This window comes from Streptomyces sp. NPDC088733, from assembly GCF_044751185.1.
Lineage (GTDB): Bacteria > Actinomycetota > Actinomycetes > Streptomycetales > Streptomycetaceae > Actinacidiphila.
The window spans coordinates 84983-100194 of the sequence record NZ_JBIVLH010000017.1 but is presented as its reverse complement, the minus strand read 5'-3'; the positions used below and the strand labels follow the sequence as shown (position 1 = coordinate 100194).

The window sequence follows — 15212 nt, the reverse complement described above, 5'->3', positions numbered from 1 at the left end:
TCCCGCCTGAATCCTGTTGCAGAACTGCCGCTTGAAGGTTCCTGCACCACTCCTCGGGGCGACCTTGTGTCACCGCCGTGCAACACCGCGTACCCCGTGATCCACTCCTCCCGTTTCCGGTGCGTCCGCAGTTCAAGAGCATCGGAGGAGTCCCCATGGAGCGAGCGAACGTCGTTGCGCGGCACGTCGCGCTGACCATCACGAGCGCGGCCACCCTGTTCGTGGCGTCGGCGTCACCCGCGTCGGCCTCGGCCATCGGCTACGGGAAGGTCGCGGGCTACTGCTTCGACATGAGGGGGACCCAGATCTGCGTCCCAGCCACGACCATCGGGCACTTCATCCAAGGTTCGGGCCGCACCATCACACGTCAGGAGGCGTCCATTCAGGACACTCTCGGCGGAGACACGGCGGGCGGCCGGTGGTGCAACTGGCGGATCGACTGGCGCTACTCCGACACGGATGGCCGCACTTATCTCACAAGTCGGGGCCCTGAGCACCCCAAGTGCGCGTATGTGAGCTCGCTAGGCCGCATCGACACGACGCGACGGGCGTTGAAGCACTACGGAAAGGCCTGTGCCGACTTCGTCGCGGGAGGGATCAGGCGCGGGACGCAGTGCCACAACATCATCGACTAGCAGGCCAGGAGCACGACAATGAGCAACGGATTTCAGGGCGCACTACGCAGCAGGCTGGTGCGCTGGTTCCTGGCTGTGATCCTGAGTTTCGTCGTAGCCGCGATCTTCGTACCGCTGTGCTTGGCATTGCTTCCAGGCAGTCTGGAGGACTCGCTGTCCGACGCCGCCGTCGGATGGATCGTCCTTATCGCAGGAGTGGCGCTCAGCGCTGTCGTGCTGTGGTGGACCTCGTCCCGCAACGACGCTCAGGGGCGCAACTAAGCCTGCGGATACCGCATTCGCTCCCGCCCCACAAGCAACACCCGTGAATTGAAGCCGCCATGAGCCCGTGTCGGGGAGTGTGGGCGGGCGTTGAAGCACTGACGGGAAAGTCCCGGTGCCTGGCAAGGTCACGGAGCAAGGCGGAATCCCCATGAGCGACAAGTCGTCGAACACGCGGCAGGGACGGTTGGTGCGGTGGGTGCTGGCGGCGGGGGGCAGCTACCTGTGCGCGATGTTCGTCGTGCTGGGCGGGCTGTCGCTGCTGCCGAAGCACACGCAGACGTCCCTGTCGGAGACCGCCGTGGGGTGGGCCGTCCTGGGTGTGGCGGCGGCGATCTTCGTGGGGTTCGCGGGGCGGCGCAGCGGCAGGTCGTAAGCCCCGGATTCTGATGCCGCCCCGGCGGCCTCACGTCCGCATCCACGCCCGCGTGCCGAAGGAGGCGCAGGAGCGGGAGGCGGTTTCGGCCGCGGAGCGGAGGATCATCGTGAGGAGGGTGGGGGTGAGGCGGGTGCGGACGTGGGTGAGGAGGGCGTGCGCGAGGGCGCCGTGGAAGATGTCGCCGGCGCCGAGGGTGTCGGCGACGGTGGTGGGGGCGGGGACGGGGACTTCGCCGCCGGCCCACAGGACGGGGAGGGGGCCGCGGGTGATGACCGGCCAGCGGACGCCGGCGCCGCGGAGGAAGGCGAGGACGTCGGAGGAGGTCGCCGTGCCGGGGGGCCGGAAGTCGGCGGAGCAGACGGCGAGGTCGGTGTAGGGGAGCAGCGGGGCGGTGCCGGGGCGCCAGCTGCCGGCGTCGAGCAGGGTGGGGATGCCCTCGGCGCGGGCGTGGCGGGCCGCCGGGAGGGCCAGCGTCGGATGGTGGGCGTCGACCAGGACGAGGTCGGCCGAGGCGACGAGCGCCTGCAGATCGCCCGGGGGTGAGGGCGGGACGGTTCCGGGGGCGGTGCCGTTCATGGAGGCGACGGCCCGGTCGCCGGTGGACTCGGTGACCAGGATCGTGGAGACGGCCGGCGGCTGCGGGGAGTCCGCGGTGAGGTTGAGGACGGCGACGCCGAGCGCCGCCAGGTCCTCGTCGATCGCCGCGGCCAGCGAGTGGCCGCCGAAGGCGGTGAGCAGGACGGCCTCGCCCCCGAGGTGCGCGAAGGTCGCCGCGGCGTTGGCGGCGGGCCCGCCGGCCGCGATGAGCTGGGCGGAGGCGGTCAGCTTCTCGTTGGGGGCGGGGACGTGGCCGACCCGTGTGATGACGTCAAGTGTGCAGAGGCCTACGAAGAGCGCGCGCATGGGCGCATAGTGGCATCGGGCGGTACGGGAGGGGGGTCATCCCGTTTACGCGCCTCCTACGGGTGGGCGTGCACCATTTTTCCCGTACCCCCGACGCGGAGTGCTCACGGGCCACTACGCTGTGTGCTCAGCAATGGTGCGCGGGGAATGCCGTAAGCAGGAGGACCGCATGGGGAACGCGCGACCAGGTGGGGCAGGTCCGGCGGACGTCGAGGTGGTGCTGACGCGGGCGCAGAACGCGTTCGAGATCGACGACGTCGTGCTGGGGCGGCTGGCGACCGCGCTGATGGGCTGCACGGAGCTGGCGTCCTTCCGCCAGCGCAAAGGGCCGCCGCGGCGGCTGAGCCGGCGCACGCTGCGCCACACGTTCCTGCTCGCCGACGGCGGCACCCAGGTGCTGTGGGAGATCGAGCACAACACCGGGCCGGGCGAGGACCCGCTGTACGAGGTGTACGCCGACCCCGAGGTGCTGCTCGCCGCGCAGCACGTGATCGACCTGCGCTTCGGCGAGCCCGCGCCGCAGGAGCTGGAGGCGGAGGCCGCGGAGTGGCTGGCCCGGCTGCCGCGGTTCGGCCCGGAGGCGGTGCCCTGCCCTCGGCAGTACGAGCGGGAGTACTCCGCCGAGCACGCCTGGCGGTTGCTGCGCCGTGCTGAGAACGGAGACGCACCGGGCGACGACCTGCGGGCCCGGCTCGGTTCCGCGGTGGGCCACGACATCGCGTACGTCACCGGCCGGCACACGCGGATCGGGACCGGCCGCGTGGTGGGCTGGACGCTGTACGAGCACGCGTTCCTGCTCGCGAGCGGCGAGGAGCTCAGCCTGTGGGAGGTCGAGCACACCATGACGCCTGACGGGCGGCCGGTGTGCGAGGTCTACGTGGACGAGACGGTGGCCTGCGATGCGGCGGACGTGAGGATGGAGGCGCTGTAGCGCCCCTCCCGGCCCTCGCGGTGTGGCCGTGCGCCCCTGGGGCGTGCGGCCATCTCCCGTTGCGGGCGCTCCGCCGCCGGGGGAAATTGGGCGTAGAGGGAAACGGGAGGTTCCCATGACGGTCCTGGCGGAGGTCGAGTTCCCGGGCGTGACGGCCCTGCAGTACGAGGAGGCCAATCACCGCGCCGGATTCGGCCCCGACCATCCGCCCGCCGGGTTGCTGGCCCACGCCGCAGTGATCACCAACGACGGTCTGCGGATCGTGAACGTGTGGAATTCGGCCGAGGCGCTGGAGGCCTACCTGGTGATCATGATGCCGGCGGCCAAGGAGTCCGGATTCCCGGAGCCGAGCGGGCCGCCGCGGGTCTCGGAGCTCTACAACTTCCTCGTGCCGTAGTGCGTCCGCCGGACAACGGACCGGCGGCCTGGTGTCGGGGGTGTCACCAGGCCGCCGGGGTCCGTGCGTACGACGCTCTCAGCTCATCGGGTCAGGGCTTCATGCCCATGCTGCGCAGCCACGGCATCGGGTCGATCGGGTCGCCGCCGCCGGGGCGGACCTCGATGTGCAGGTGCGGGCCGGTGACGTTGCCGGTCGCGCCGACGCGGCCGATGGTGTCGCCGGTGGAGACCTTGCCCGAGGTGACCAGCATCGAGGAGAGGTGGCAGTACCAGAGCTCGGTGCCGTCGTCGAGGGTCAGGATGATGCGGTAGCCGTACGAACCCGCCCAGCCGGCCTCGGTGATGGTGCCGCTGTGGATGGCCTTGGCGGGGGTGCCGGTGGGGGCGGCGAAGTCCTGGCCGGTGTGGGTGTTGGCCCACAGGGAGCTGGACTGCCCGAAGCTCGCGGTGAGCGTGTACGAGGTCAGCGGCAGGGTGTAGCTCTTGGCGAGTTCGGCCAGGCGCGCGGCCTCGGCCTTCTTCGCGGCTTCCTCGGCGGCCTTCTTCTTGGCCGCGGCCTCCACGCGCACCTGCTGTGCGGCGGCGGCCTTGGCCGCCTTGGCGGCGGCCTCCTGCTGCGCGGCGGTGCGCGCGGCGTGGTCGGCGGCGTTCCGCTGCTGCTGGGCCTGGTCGAGGATGCGGGCGCGCAGCGCCTCGCCGGCGCCGGGGGTCAGGGCCTGGGCCACCGGCTTGGCCGTGGGCTCGCTCTCGAGCAGGCCGCCGATCCCGGGCACCTTGGAGACCTCGGGCAGCTTGGGGAGGGAGACGGGGAGCGGGTTCTTGCCCTCGGCGGTCGCGACACCGCCGACGCCGAGCACGGCCACGGCCGCGACACCGAAGACCGCCGAACCGCGGCCCAGGGTGCGCTGCTTGGCCACGCGGTGCCGGCCGCGCACAGGGGCGGTCGACTCCTCGGTGGGGTTCCACGGCTCGGTGGCCGGCTCCGGCTCGCCGTACGGGGGCAGCGGCTGCGCGGTGTTCGTGTCCCGGGTGTCCGCCTCGTGGGCGGGGGCCGCCTCGCGGACGCCGTACGCCTCGTCGAGGAAGGCTGCGGCCTCGACCGCGCTGCGCGGCTCGGGCACGGGGGCGACCGGCGTGAAGGGGGCGACCGGCTCGACGGGTTCGGCAGCGGGCTCAGGGGCGGCGGCGAGTGCTTCCTCGACCCAGCCGGCGGCGAAGTTCCACTCCGCGGTGTCCCAGCCGTCGATCGCGTTCTTCGTCGGCGGAGTCTGCTCGGTGGCCGGGGGGTTCCAGCCGGCGGCCATGTTCCACTCGGCGGTGTCCCACTCGGGGTTGGCGTACCCGGTCGTTTGTTGCTGTTGTCCGGGTATCAGGGCAGGCTCGTTCGACGCCACGCGGGCGCACTCCTTTCCTTCCTTCTCGCCTACCGGGTTAGCTGACGGGTTCGGAGCAGGAAGGTCTCCTACGAGGACTGTGCAAGCCCCCCGATTCACCCCAGGAAGTGGTTCCCCGGTTCCCGCGGACGGGATTCGGCAAGCGCACGGCGCCGCCCTGGCGGGCGACGGGTGACCGCGCTGCGTTATCGAACGTTAATAGAGGCAGCACCCAATTCCAAGCCGCTTCGGCGAGTTCACAGCGGGAATCTATGGGGATGTAACGGCCAGAGACGGACATTCCGCTGTGACTGCCGTGACCAACGAGATATGTGAGTGTGCATCAGTCGTTATGCGGAAGGGAGCTGTCTGCTCACGAGGAGTAAGGGTCGGCCCCGGGTCCCGGCGATCCAACACCCGCCCCCGGAAGGCGCCGAGAGGTCGCGGAGCACCGTCCGCGCCGGAGCCCGGTCCGGGGCTGCGGTGCACTTCACGCCACCCGCGAGGCCGGAAAGCGGTGGGCCCGGCGGTCGCCGTCCGGGTCCTCGTGGAGCGCGGCACCCGCCACGGAGAGGCACGGCACCGCGCGGCGGCGACCGCGGGCCCGGCGCCAGAATTCCCCGGGCGCCCCACGGGTCACACGACAGTGCCGTGACCCTCGTCACTCTTGACATGCGGCGGCTCTGCATGCATGGGGCGGCGGCGGTGTCGAAAGGCATCAGAACCCGGGCATACCGGCCGTCGTGACGGGCCATAAGAGGCCACCGGACGCTGATGCGCCGTCAATCACGTGACCACTGCGGCCGGCGGCCACCCCTCCGAGGAAGGCGCGCGGCCGGAGTCCGGTCCCGGACGGCGGGAGCCCCCACGCCCCCTATGCGACGGCCGCGCGGGTGCGTCATCATGCCCGAGTACGGCGGATTCGCCCGATCTTGGAGGCTGGCATGAAGCTGGGCAAAGCACTGGCCAAGGGCTACGCGGAGGAGACCGGCGACGAGCCGCCCGGTGTCGCGAAGGAGATCGACGTCGCGGCAGAGGTGACGGCCCGGACGGTCTCGTCGGCCGATGTCACGGCCGCCCAGGAGCCCGAGAGCGCCGAGGCCGCGGCCCGGTGAGGTACGGGCGCCGCTTGCCGGAGGAGCGGCCGGCGGTGCCGCCGACGGGCTGGAAGCTGGCGTTCCCCATGCTCTCCGCGGACGGCACGCGCGTCGGCTTCCGGGGCGTCTCCCTCGGGGGGCGCATCGTGTACGGCGTCCTGGACGACGCCCGGTGCGGCTACGGGAGACGGCACGCCAGCCCGGCCCGGGGCTGCGACTGCGGCTTCTACTGCCTCCACACGGCCGCCGAGGCGCAGGCGCTCACCTGCGCCACGGACTGCGGTGACGCGGTGATCCTCCAGGTCAGCGTGCTGGGCGCGTACACCCGGTACGAACGCGGCATGCGCTACGCCCGGCAGCGGGTGCGCACCGTCCGCATGGCGGCCTGCCGCTGCGGCCGCCCGGCACGCGTCTTCGTGCGCGACGGCACGGGCCTGCCGGGCTGGCGCACCCTCCAGGGCACCTGCCGCGCCTGCGCGGCGGACCTGCGGGTGCTGGACCCGGCGGACTTCGGCCGGCTCGCGGGCCCCGGCGTCAACGTCACCGGCGAGGCTCCGCTCCCCGCCGACGGCCCGCCGCTGCGCCAGGAGCTCGCCGCGGAGGCCGCGGCCCTGCGCGCCCGCCTCGACCACTTCCAGGAACGCCTCCGCCATCTGGAGGAGGGCGTCTAGCCCACCTCCGGCCCGTCTCCCGGGATGCGCCGCCCCGCCCCGTTCCGAAACCCCTCCCGCGCCCCCGACCTGGGCCGGGACGCGGGGCCGGGCGCGTGCATGACCGGCCGCCCATACTGGAGGACATGGAGCACAACGCCGAGCTCAGGGAGTTCCTGCGGACCCGCAGGGCGCGGCTGAGCCCTCAGGATGCGGGGGTGGCGGTCAGCGGCACGGCGCGCAGGGTGCCGGGGCTGCGGCGGGAGGAGCTGGCGCGGCTCGCCGGCGTGAGCACCGACTCGTACACCCGTTTGGAGCAGGGCCGGCAGCACAATGTCTCCGACGCGGTGCTGGACGCCGTGGCCCGGGCCCTGCGCCTGGACGCGAACGAACGGGCCAGCCTCTTCGAGCTGGCGCGGCCGCGGCAGGCCGCCCGCCGCCGCCCGCCCCACCGGCCGCAGCGGGTCCGGCCCGAGGTGCACCGCGTGCTCGATCTGCTGGACGGCCGTTCCCCGGCCCTCGTCCTGGGCCGGCACGGCGACGTACTGGCCTCCAACCGGCTGGCCCGCGCGCTGATCACCGACTTCGACGTGCTCCCGCACCGGGACCGCAACCTGGCGCGCTACCTGTTCCTCGACGAGGCCGCGCGGGACCTGTACCGGCAGTGGGCGGCCTACGCCGCCGAACTCGTGGGCGCCCTGCGGGCGCAGGCCGCGCGGTACCCCGACGATCCGGGGCTGACCGAGCTGGTCGGCGAACTGACCATAAAGAGCCCGGAGTTCCGCGACTGGTGGGCCGACCAGGGCGTCCGGGAACGGACCCACGGCGTCCAGCACTACCACCACCCGGTCGTGGGGGACCTGACGCTCGCGTACGAGAACGTGGTGTTCCCCGCCGACGCCGACCAGTCCATGTGCATCCACACCGCCGAGCCCGGCTCGTCCTCCGAGGCCGCGCTCCAGCTGCTGGCCACCTGGACGGGCGACGAGGCCCTCAGGAACGGCGTCCCGCACCACGAGCGCGACCACCGCTGACACGCGGAAGGGGGGCGGTGCCCGCCGGCACCGCCCCCCTTCCGCGAGATGACGCGACCGTCAGTCGTCGGCCTGGGCGCCGCTCAGGCGCATCCGGACGATCTGCGGGTCGTGGTCGCTGGCCTGGTCGGCGAACTCGGCGTTGATGTGCACGACGTCGTAGTCGTAGCGACGCAGGTCGGGGCTGAGCAGGATGTGGTCGAGGGACTGGGAGTTGCCCTCGTACACGTAGGTGTAGCGCTGCTCCGCGGGGAGGGTGGTGAGCAGGTCGGTCAGCACACCGCCCGAGGTCAGCGTGGACAGGGCGTCGGAGAACTCGTAGTCGTTGAGGTCACCGAGGACCACGACGCGGGCGTTCTTGTCGACGTCCAGCAGCGACTTCACGAACGTGTTGACCTCGGTGGCCTGCTGCTTGCGCTGGGCCTCGGAGGAACGGTTCGGCTGCTGGTTCTTGGCGTGCAGGGGCTCGTCGCCGCCCTTGGAGTTGAAGTGGTTCGCGACGACGATGACCTGCTTGTCGTTGAATTCGAACTCGCCGACCAGCGGCTTGCGGCTGCTGCCCCACGCCGAGCTGGTCGGGTCGATCCGGCCGGGCGAGACCGAGAGCCGGACGCCCTTCTTGGTCGCGACGGGCGCGACCGCGGTGCCGGCGTCGCCGCCCGGACGGTCCTTGAACACCACGCGGTCGGGGTTGAACAGGAAGACCTGGCGGATGTTGCCGCCGGGCTCGCCGCCGTCGGTGTCGTTCGTCGGGTCGACCGAGCGCCAGTCGTAGCGCGGGCCGCCGGCGGCGACGATCGCGTCGATGAACTTGCTCACGGTCCGGTCCGCGGCCACGGTGCCGTCGTCGACCGCGCCGTTGTTGTCCTGGATCTCCTCCAGGGCCACGATGTCGGGCGAGGACAGGTTGGTGACGACGCCCTCGGCGAGCCGCGCGAACTTGTCGGCCGGGTCGGACGGGTCGAGGTTCTCCACGTTGTACGTGGCGACCGCGAGCTCGGCGTCCTTCTGCTTGCGGGTGACCTCGCGCTTCAGGCCCATGTCGACCCGGCTGCCCACCGTGGTGGCCTGGACGTTGTAGCCGCCGAAGCTGTCGTAGTCGATGGGGCCCGCGGTGTCGCCGGTGAACTTGTCGCCGACGTTCGCGGCCGGCACCGGGGCGCCGCTGTTCAGCGACATCACCTTGATACGGCCGGTGTTGGGCTGCGCGTACGAGCCGTAGACGGTGCCACCGCGCTCGGAGGGGTTCTCGTTCGGCTTCAGCGTGAGCCACACCTCGCCGTACTCGTTCGTGCCGCCGACGACCCGGCCGCCGGTGAAGCGGGCGAGCTCGCCTTCGTGGGCCTCGTAGAAGTCCAGGGCGTAGACGTTCGGCTGGAGCGGCAGGTTCTCGATGCTGCCGCCGGCCGCGTCCGGGGCGTAGGCGTCCGGGACGGCGGCCTGGTCGAGACGGACCGCGGCGGGCAGGGTGTTGCCGCTCGACAGCACGGTGGCGGTCGGACCGGTGATCTCGGTGAGCGACTGCGCGCCGGTGGCCGGGTAGTACTCGGAGACCTTGCCGGTCACCAGCACCTTGTCGCCGACCGCGACGGTCGGGTTGGCCGAGCCGGTGTAGACGAAGACGCCCTCGCTGGTGCGCGGGTCCGCGTCGACGTCCGGATCCTGGATCCAGTAGCCCTTGGACCCGGTGGTGCGCACGCCGGTGACGATGCCGGGCACGCCCGTGACGGTCTGGTTCTTGAGCGGGGAGACCCGGGTGGTGCCCTGGATGTCGTGGATCCGGGTGGTGCCGGGCTCCGTCGGGCCGCCGTCACCCGGGTCGCCCGGGTCGCCGCCGGGGCCGCCCGGGGTCTGGCCGGCGCTGTTGACCGGGCTCGGGTTGCCGGCGGTCAGGTCGGCCGCGTTGTTGTCGGTGTCGGCCAGCGAGGAAGCACGGGACACGGAGGCGGTGTTGCTCGCGCCAGCGACCGGGCTGCCCTCGCGGACGGTGGCGGTGCCGTAGCCGACCACGTCCACGATGCGCGTGTCGGCGGCACAGTCGGCGGCGGTCAGGCAGGTCAGCGGGGTGGTGCCGGAGACCAGGGCGATGGTGCCGGTGGTGCCGCTCATCGCGATGTTGCCGCTGGCGTCGGCGGCCGGCAGGGCGGTCGTACCGCCGGTGCCGGCGGCCTCGGTGACCAGGAAGCGGCCGCCGGGGGCGATGGACCCGGTCAGCGGCGTCACGCCCCACTTGGAGGAGGCGGACGGCGAACCGGGCAGGTACTGCACGCTGTAACCGGAGAGGTTGTACGGGGCCGTACCGGCGTTCGCGAGCTCGACGAAGTCGTTCGTCAGCGTCGCGCCCGAGTTGCCGCCACCGCCGTACACCTCGGCGACGACAGCGGACGAGGACGGGGCAGCGTGGGCGGCAGGCAGTCCGGTCAGGGCGACGGAAGTGGCGATTCCCGTCGATATGAGAGCGAATGCCGCGGTTCGGCTGCGGGATCGGCTCGGTCTTGCGATCGGCACGAGGTTTCTCCTTCAACGGCCGTCGGCCCGTCGGATTCGGGCCAACGCACAGCGGACCGGCTCAAGTTACGCGCGTAGAAACGGGCACGACAAGAGAGTTCAGGTGAAATCTGGAAGTCGCCGCCTATTGCGGCCGTGCCGCCGGGAGGGGACCGTGCCCGGCGAACTCCCTTTCCGTGAGGGGTGGGTGGGCACGGGTGTGGCGCGTGCGGCGGGCCCGCGTGACGTGTCCTGTGCGGAAACACCCGTGGGGGCACCCCCCTCGACGGGAAAGTGCCCCCACGGTGCGGCGCACGCCGCCGCGATCCACCCTCGTGCTGCGGTCAGGCCCGCGCCGCCGCGACCGCCGCGCCCAGTGCCTCCTTGATGCGCGGCCCGAGCCGGGCGAACCCGAGCTCCTTCATCGCCGCCCGGAGCAGTTCGTCGTCCGTCCGCTCGACGCCGTCCGTGTCGATCCACCGCACCAACGCGGCCAACTCCTCCGGCGCGTAGGCCGTCACGGCCTTCCCCGCCTCGATCGCCGGCCTCGCCGGCCGCACCTGGCCGTCCGCCTCCTCGGCTGCCGCCTCGGGCGCAGGGGCTTCCGCCACCGGCTGCTCGGGCTCCGAAGTCCCCGCGTCGGGCTGCGCGTCCGCCACCGGCTCCGGCTGGGTCACGGCCTCGGGCTCGGGCTCAACGGCGACCTCGGCTGCCGCCGGGGCCACGACCTCGGGCTCCACAGAAGTCACGGACTCCGGCTCGGAGACCGCCGACACCGTGTCGGACTCCGGCTCGGAAAGGGAAGCCTCCCCGGCCTCGGGCTCCGCCTCGACCGCCGGCTCAACCTCGGCCGCCGCGACCACGACCTCGGGCTCAGGCGCCGGCTCGACGTCGGTCTCCGGCTCGGAAACCTTCGCCGCCGCCTCGGGCTCCACAGAAGTCACGGACTCCGGCTCGGAGAGGGACGCCTCCTCAACCTCCGGCTCGGCTTCGACCGCCGCAACCACGACCTCGGGCTCGGCCGCAGCCACGACCTCGGGCTCCACAGAAGTCACCGACTCCGGCTCGGAGGGGGACCCCTCCTCTACCTCCGGCTCCGCCTCGGCCGCCGAATCGATTTCCGCCGTGGGGACCACGACCTCGGGCTCGACCTCGGCCAGGGTCACAGCGTCCGCCTCGGGCTCCGTCGCGGCTTCCGGCTCGGAGACCCCCGCCGGAGCCACAAGCTCCTCCCGCTCATCGGCGACCTCGGGCGCCTCCTCCGGCGCCGCGGTGTCGTCGGCGTCCGCCGGCACCCGGGGCGCGGGGACAGGCGCCGTGCCGGCGGTCGCGGTGTCGCCCAGGAGGGCGGTGAGGGCGGCGGAGTCGGTGCGGCGCTCCGTGAGTTCCGCGACGACGTCGGTGAGGCCGGCCTCCGTGAGGCGGTCCCGGGCGGTACGGAGGGTGGGGAGGCGGAAGAGGGTGCCCTCGTCGGCGGAGAGGCGCTCGAGGAGCTCGGTCAGCTCGTCGAAGGGGAGCGTCTTGAGGTCGCTCTCGGACCGCAGGAGGCGGCCGAGTTCGCCCAGGCCCTCGATGGCGGCCTGCGATGCGCGGGCACCTTCGTCGAGGAAGTCCGCGTCGGCGGGGAGGGCCGGGCGGCCGGGGACCTGGAGGGCCGCCCATTCGGCGCGGTCGGCGGAGGTCGCGGTCAGCGCGGCGTGGAGGGCGTCGCGCCGGGCCCGTCCGGAGGCGAGGGTACGGGCGCGCTTGCCGGGGGCGCGGCGGCGCAGCCAGGACAGTTTGAGGCCGCGTTCGCGCCGCCAGGCGCCGTTCGCGGTGGCGGCGATCAGTTCGTGGAGTTCGTCGTCGGACAGCCCGTACGCCTCGGGGCTCAGCGTCCGCAGTGTGGACCGTACGCGCAGCAGCAGCGCGACGATCCGTTCGGTCTCCTCCACGGTGCCGGGGGCGTCGAAGTCCGTGCCCTCGCCGATGCGGCCGGCAGCCCTGGCGACGGCGGGCAGGTCACGGACGCGCAGTTCCGTGAGAACGGTGGAGGCGGCGCGCGCCTCCTCGGGGCCGCCGATGGTCTCCGCGGCGGCGTACCAGGCGTGGGTGGCGGCGGTCAGCGTGAAACCGCCGAGGTCCGCGTACCCGCGCAGGTCGTCCCGGAGTTCGGGGCTGAGGGAGGCGAGGTCGGCGGAGCTGTGCAAGGAGGGTGCGGTCATATGAGGTCCGGTTCCTGGCAAGTGCGATGGGCGTCGGCAGCGCAAGCGTGGCGGGACGAGCCGCGCGGCGGCGCTCGCGGTGGCCCAACGATACGGGCGCGCTCCGCTCCGGCGCACACGCCCCGTCCGTTACGGAACCCGGGGCCCCGCCCACGCGCCGCGGCCCGGCCGTCCGGCGCGAACTGCCCTCGTACGCCCGACAATGCATGATCCGTCCGCATACGGTCACGACCGCGTCACGGAGTTCGTGGTGACATGCCACCACATGCATCGTCCTGCCAGTTTTGCCCCCACATGCACCACGACTCAGGGGGACGCCATGTCGCCGCCTCAGTACCCGCCGCCGTCCGGACCGCCGCAGCCGGGATGGGCCGCTCCGCCGCCGGCACCGCGGAAGTCCGGCGCGGGGAAGATCGTCGGATTCGGGTGCCTCGGCATCGTGCTGCTGTTCGTCCTCTTCGGGATCGTCGCGGTCGCGGTGAGCGGGGGCAGCAGCGACGACGATCCCAAGCCGGGGGCGAGCAGGGCCTCGGGCGACGCACCGGCGATGAAGGCCGAGGACGGCGTCGCGGAAGCGGAAACGGAACCGGAACCGGCGGGGCCGACGGGCGACGTGACGCTCACCGCCTGCGAGATCGAGCCCTACACCACGTGGCCGAGCGCGAAGCTCACCATCACCAACCGCAGCTCGAAGACGTCGAACTACATGGTGGAGGTCGAGTTCGTCGACGCGAAGGGCACGCGGATCAGCGAGGGCTACGCCGCGACGAACAACCTGCGCCCGGGCCGGACCGCCAAGGAGGAGGCGCAGGGCACGGCGGAGGCCACCGGCAAGGTGACGTGCCGGGTGACCGAGGTGACGCGCTACGCCTCCTGAGGCCACCCGCCTCACCGGCGAGGATCGGCCCCCACCGCCCCTGACGGGCGCTGGGGGCCTCCGCCTCAGTCCAGCTCGCGGACGATCTGCTCGGCGTCGACCTGCTCGGCCTTCTTCGTCCGCGGGTTGGAGACAATGAACTTCTCGGCTCCCGCCTGCCGTTCGATCTTTCCTGTCCCGAAGCTGCCGAAGCCGCTGATCGCGACCCTGTCGCCCACGTGCAGATCCTTGGGGTCCATGGGATTCCCGATCTTCCGAGGTTGGCGCGCTGGGGTGCTGGGTGCGCTCCCGCACGACCCGGCTCTTCGAACGTAAGTCGAACGAGGTGGGCCCGCACCCCGGAGCCTGTGCCTGCCGCGGGAGCCGCCATGCCCGGTACCCGCACGCGGCGTGAGGCACGGCAGTCCCGGCCGGGCGGCATCTGTGTGAACTGACCCGCTTCTCCACCCTCGATCAAGCGGTCGGGAATCAGTGCACGCCCCTTTCCCTGACGCTGCTGGGAGTCGTCCTCAACACCGGAGCAAGCGTCTGGTCTCTCTGGGCCCGACCCATGAAATGCATACCCTGCCGCACTCGAAGCGCCTCTTCGCCCAAATGCCCTCGCAAGCCTGAAATCCGGGCTTGTCGGGCCCAAAGGTCTGGGCTCCGTACGGCGTGATCCGGTAGCGTCACACCCCCCTGGGTAGGCATACGGAGGGAGGTGGGCGCAGTGTCATACGAACCGAAACTGGCGGCGGCACTGTCCGGCGCCACCATCCGCCAACTGGCTCACTGGCGCAATCCCGCTGCCAGCAAGGGCGCCATCCTGATCCCTGAGGTGTCTCGGGCCCGCCCGATCCTGTACTCGTTCCGCGACGTGGTCGCGCTCCGCACCTGCGTGAAGCTGCGACAGGAGACGTCTCTGCAGAAGATCCGCCAGGCGCTGAACACCCTGAGGGAAGATCTGGGGGAGCGGAAGCATCTGTCGTCGTACGTCCTCGTAGCAGAGGGCGACAGCCTCTACCTGGCCGAGTCAGGCGGTGCGGTTGACCTCCTCAGGGGAGGCAACGTGGTGATCCACGAACTTGTGGACGTACTCGCTCCCTTCTATCGCAACGGTCGTTCGATCCCCGACTTGCTGAGGCCGCGTGACCACGTGGCGGTCGACTCGTCCGTCAGGGGCGGCGAGCCCGTCATCGAGGGGACCCGGATCCCTGCCGCGGACGTAGCCGCCCTGGTTCGTGACGGAATCCCGCCCGACCGGATCAACGACTTCTATCCCGGAGTCAGCGCAGCCGCAGCTGAGGACGCGAAGGACTTCAGCGACTACGTCGACAGCTACACCAGTGACAACGGGCCGGGGCAGGCTGCCGCTTGAAGCTGCTGTTGGACGAGAACGTGCCTAGGCCCATGGCCGACATCGTGCGCATTCTCTTGGTCAGGCACGAGGTGCTGCATGTCAACGATCTGCCCGGCTGGTCCGGGACGAAGGACATCCCCCTCTACCCCAAGGCGCAAGCCGCGGGCTTTGAAGCCATCATCACCAACGACAGCAAGCAGATGAAGCGGTCCCCGGAGGTCGTTGCGATCGCCAAGTCAGGCCTGCATCGGATCGAGTACCGGCAGAACAACAAGCATGGCGGCTTGGTTGGCTTGGGAACTTCGATTGCCACTGTCTGCGCCGGCCTCCCGCATGCAATGGACGAGTTGGCCGAAGCGGCTGGGCAGCGCCTTGTCTACCTGACAGGTGTGGACCCGACCAGGGGGAAGCGACTACAGGTGACGAACCCGACACTCGACCCGCCCCGATATTGGCCCGGCGCTCCCGAAGAGGACGTCGCCGACAACCGGCCCGCGCCATCCGTCGTACGCCAACGATCTGCGGAGGAGTCGGCCAACACACCGACCGCTTGACGCACCAACGTCCCCTGAGCCCCAGGGCGCCGGGGAAGGACCGTCACTCGTCACATGCCACCCAGGCTCGATACGCGAGAGCGGCCGGG

16 protein-coding genes and 1 riboswitch are annotated in these 15212 nt (G+C 71.7%); of the genes, 11 read left to right on the top strand and 5 right to left on the bottom strand.

The features are described 5' to 3' along the window. Positions 1-155 precede the first annotated feature (155 nt). From ACIP64_RS27995 to ACIP64_RS27985, 3 genes are all read left to right on the top strand, one after another. Positions 156-635, top strand: a complete 480-nt coding sequence (locus ACIP64_RS27995; protein ID WP_401591962.1) for a hypothetical protein — start codon at positions 156-158, stop codon at positions 633-635. Positions 636-653: 18 nt separating this feature from the next. Continuing rightward, positions 654-896 (top strand): hypothetical protein, encoded by a 243-nt coding sequence (locus tag ACIP64_RS27990; RefSeq protein ID WP_401591960.1) that lies wholly within the window; start codon positions 654-656, stop codon positions 894-896. Positions 897-1047: 151 nt separating this feature from the next. Then, the gene (locus tag ACIP64_RS27985; RefSeq protein WP_401591958.1) at positions 1048-1272 is read left to right on the top strand and encodes a hypothetical protein; all 225 of its coding nucleotides are present in this window, start codon (positions 1048-1050) and stop codon (positions 1270-1272) included. 30 nt (positions 1273-1302) lie between these two features. Here the strand turns inward: ACIP64_RS27985 and ACIP64_RS27980 are convergent, their stop codons facing one another. Continuing rightward, the gene (locus tag ACIP64_RS27980) at positions 1303-2178 is read right to left on the bottom strand and encodes a PfkB family carbohydrate kinase (protein ID WP_401591956.1); all 876 of its coding nucleotides are present in this window, start codon (positions 2176-2178) and stop codon (positions 1303-1305) included. 169 nt (positions 2179-2347) lie between these two features. Between ACIP64_RS27980 and ACIP64_RS27975 the strand changes: the two genes are divergently transcribed. Next, positions 2348-3109, top strand: a complete 762-nt coding sequence (locus tag ACIP64_RS27975) for a DUF6227 family protein (RefSeq protein ID WP_401591954.1) — start codon at positions 2348-2350, stop codon at positions 3107-3109. A gap of 115 nt (positions 3110-3224) precedes the next feature. Beyond that, complete coding sequence (locus ACIP64_RS27970; RefSeq protein WP_389249295.1) at positions 3225-3506, top strand: hypothetical protein; 282 nt, start codon at positions 3225-3227, stop codon at positions 3504-3506. A gap of 91 nt (positions 3507-3597) precedes the next feature. On the opposite strand, the gene ACIP64_RS27965 is transcribed toward ACIP64_RS27970, so the two are convergent. After that, positions 3598-4902 (bottom strand): M23 family metallopeptidase, encoded by a 1305-nt coding sequence (locus ACIP64_RS27965; RefSeq protein ID WP_401591952.1) that lies wholly within the window; start codon positions 4900-4902, stop codon positions 3598-3600. A gap of 11 nt (positions 4903-4913) precedes the next feature. Next, positions 4914-5053: riboswitch (cyclic di-AMP (ydaO/yuaA leader) on the bottom strand. Between the two features lie 772 nt (positions 5054-5825). On the opposite strand from ACIP64_RS27965, the gene ACIP64_RS27960 reads away from it, so the two are divergent. From ACIP64_RS27960 to ACIP64_RS27950, 3 genes are all read left to right on the top strand, one after another. Beyond that, a complete protein-coding gene (locus ACIP64_RS27960) occupies positions 5826-5996 on the top strand; it encodes a hypothetical protein (protein ID WP_401591950.1) in 171 nt (56 codons plus the stop codon). 35 nt (positions 5997-6031) lie between these two features. Continuing rightward, positions 6032-6649, top strand: a complete 618-nt coding sequence (locus tag ACIP64_RS27955; RefSeq protein WP_401591948.1) for a hypothetical protein — start codon at positions 6032-6034, stop codon at positions 6647-6649. Between the two features lie 125 nt (positions 6650-6774). Then, on the top strand, positions 6775-7662 hold the full coding sequence (locus ACIP64_RS27950) for a helix-turn-helix transcriptional regulator (protein ID WP_401591946.1): 888 nt from the start codon (positions 6775-6777) through the stop codon (positions 7660-7662). Between the two features lie 60 nt (positions 7663-7722). Here the strand turns inward: ACIP64_RS27950 and ACIP64_RS27945 are convergent, their stop codons facing one another. After that, entirely contained in the window at positions 7723-10170 is a 2448-nt protein-coding gene (locus ACIP64_RS27945) for an endonuclease/exonuclease/phosphatase family protein (RefSeq protein ID WP_401591944.1), read from the bottom strand. 323 nt (positions 10171-10493) lie between these two features. Then, positions 10494-12353, bottom strand: a complete 1860-nt coding sequence (locus ACIP64_RS27940) for a hypothetical protein (protein ID WP_401591942.1) — start codon at positions 12351-12353, stop codon at positions 10494-10496. Between the two features lie 319 nt (positions 12354-12672). On the opposite strand from ACIP64_RS27940, the gene ACIP64_RS27935 reads away from it, so the two are divergent. Then, positions 12673-13230 carry an FxLYD domain-containing protein gene (locus ACIP64_RS27935; RefSeq protein WP_401591940.1) on the top strand — a complete coding sequence of 186 codons (558 nt, stop codon included), beginning with the start codon at positions 12673-12675 and terminating at the stop codon, positions 13228-13230. A gap of 65 nt (positions 13231-13295) precedes the next feature. Here ACIP64_RS27935 and ACIP64_RS27930 read toward each other — a convergent pair whose 3' ends face one another. Then, positions 13296-13469: a hypothetical protein gene (locus tag ACIP64_RS27930; RefSeq protein ID WP_401591938.1), complete on the bottom strand. Its 174-nt coding sequence runs from the start codon at positions 13467-13469 to the stop codon at positions 13296-13298. A 470-nt stretch (positions 13470-13939) separates the two neighbouring features. On the opposite strand from ACIP64_RS27930, the gene ACIP64_RS27925 reads away from it, so the two are divergent. Further along, a complete protein-coding gene (locus ACIP64_RS27925; protein ID WP_401591936.1) occupies positions 13940-14587 on the top strand; it encodes a DUF433 domain-containing protein in 648 nt (215 codons plus the stop codon). Beyond that, on the top strand, positions 14584-15123 hold the full coding sequence (locus ACIP64_RS27920) for a hypothetical protein (RefSeq protein ID WP_401591934.1): 540 nt from the start codon (positions 14584-14586) through the stop codon (positions 15121-15123). The genes ACIP64_RS27925 and ACIP64_RS27920 overlap by 4 nt, the downstream gene beginning before the upstream one ends. The last annotated feature ends 89 nt before the right edge of the window (positions 15124-15212 follow it).

Bases quoted from the DNA above. Each gene is read 5' to 3' on its own strand.
- ACIP64_RS27970 (WP_389249295.1), top strand. From the start codon at position 3,225: ATGACGGTCCTGGCGGAGGTCGAGTTCCCGGGCGTGACGGCCCTGCAG.
- ACIP64_RS27975 (WP_401591954.1), top strand. From the start codon at position 2,348: ATGGGGAACGCGCGACCAGGTGGGGCAGGTCCGGCGGACGTCGAGGTG.
- ACIP64_RS27990 (WP_401591960.1), top strand. From the start codon at position 654: ATGAGCAACGGATTTCAGGGCGCACTACGCAGCAGGCTGGTGCGCTGG.
- ACIP64_RS27980 (WP_401591956.1), bottom strand. From the start codon at position 2,178: ATGCGCGCGCTCTTCGTAGGCCTCTGCACACTTGACGTCATCACACGG.
- ACIP64_RS27935 (WP_401591940.1), top strand. From the start codon at position 12,673: ATGTCGCCGCCTCAGTACCCGCCGCCGTCCGGACCGCCGCAGCCGGGA.
- ACIP64_RS27940 (WP_401591942.1), bottom strand. From the start codon at position 12,353: ATGACCGCACCCTCCTTGCACAGCTCCGCCGACCTCGCCTCCCTCAGC.
- ACIP64_RS27985 (WP_401591958.1), top strand. From the start codon at position 1,048: ATGAGCGACAAGTCGTCGAACACGCGGCAGGGACGGTTGGTGCGGTGG.
- ACIP64_RS27950 (WP_401591946.1), top strand. From the start codon at position 6,775: ATGGAGCACAACGCCGAGCTCAGGGAGTTCCTGCGGACCCGCAGGGCG.
- ACIP64_RS27995 (WP_401591962.1), top strand. From the start codon at position 156: ATGGAGCGAGCGAACGTCGTTGCGCGGCACGTCGCGCTGACCATCACG.
- ACIP64_RS27930 (WP_401591938.1), bottom strand. From the start codon at position 13,469: ATGGACCCCAAGGATCTGCACGTGGGCGACAGGGTCGCGATCAGCGGC.
- ACIP64_RS27960 (WP_401591950.1), top strand. From the start codon at position 5,826: ATGAAGCTGGGCAAAGCACTGGCCAAGGGCTACGCGGAGGAGACCGGC.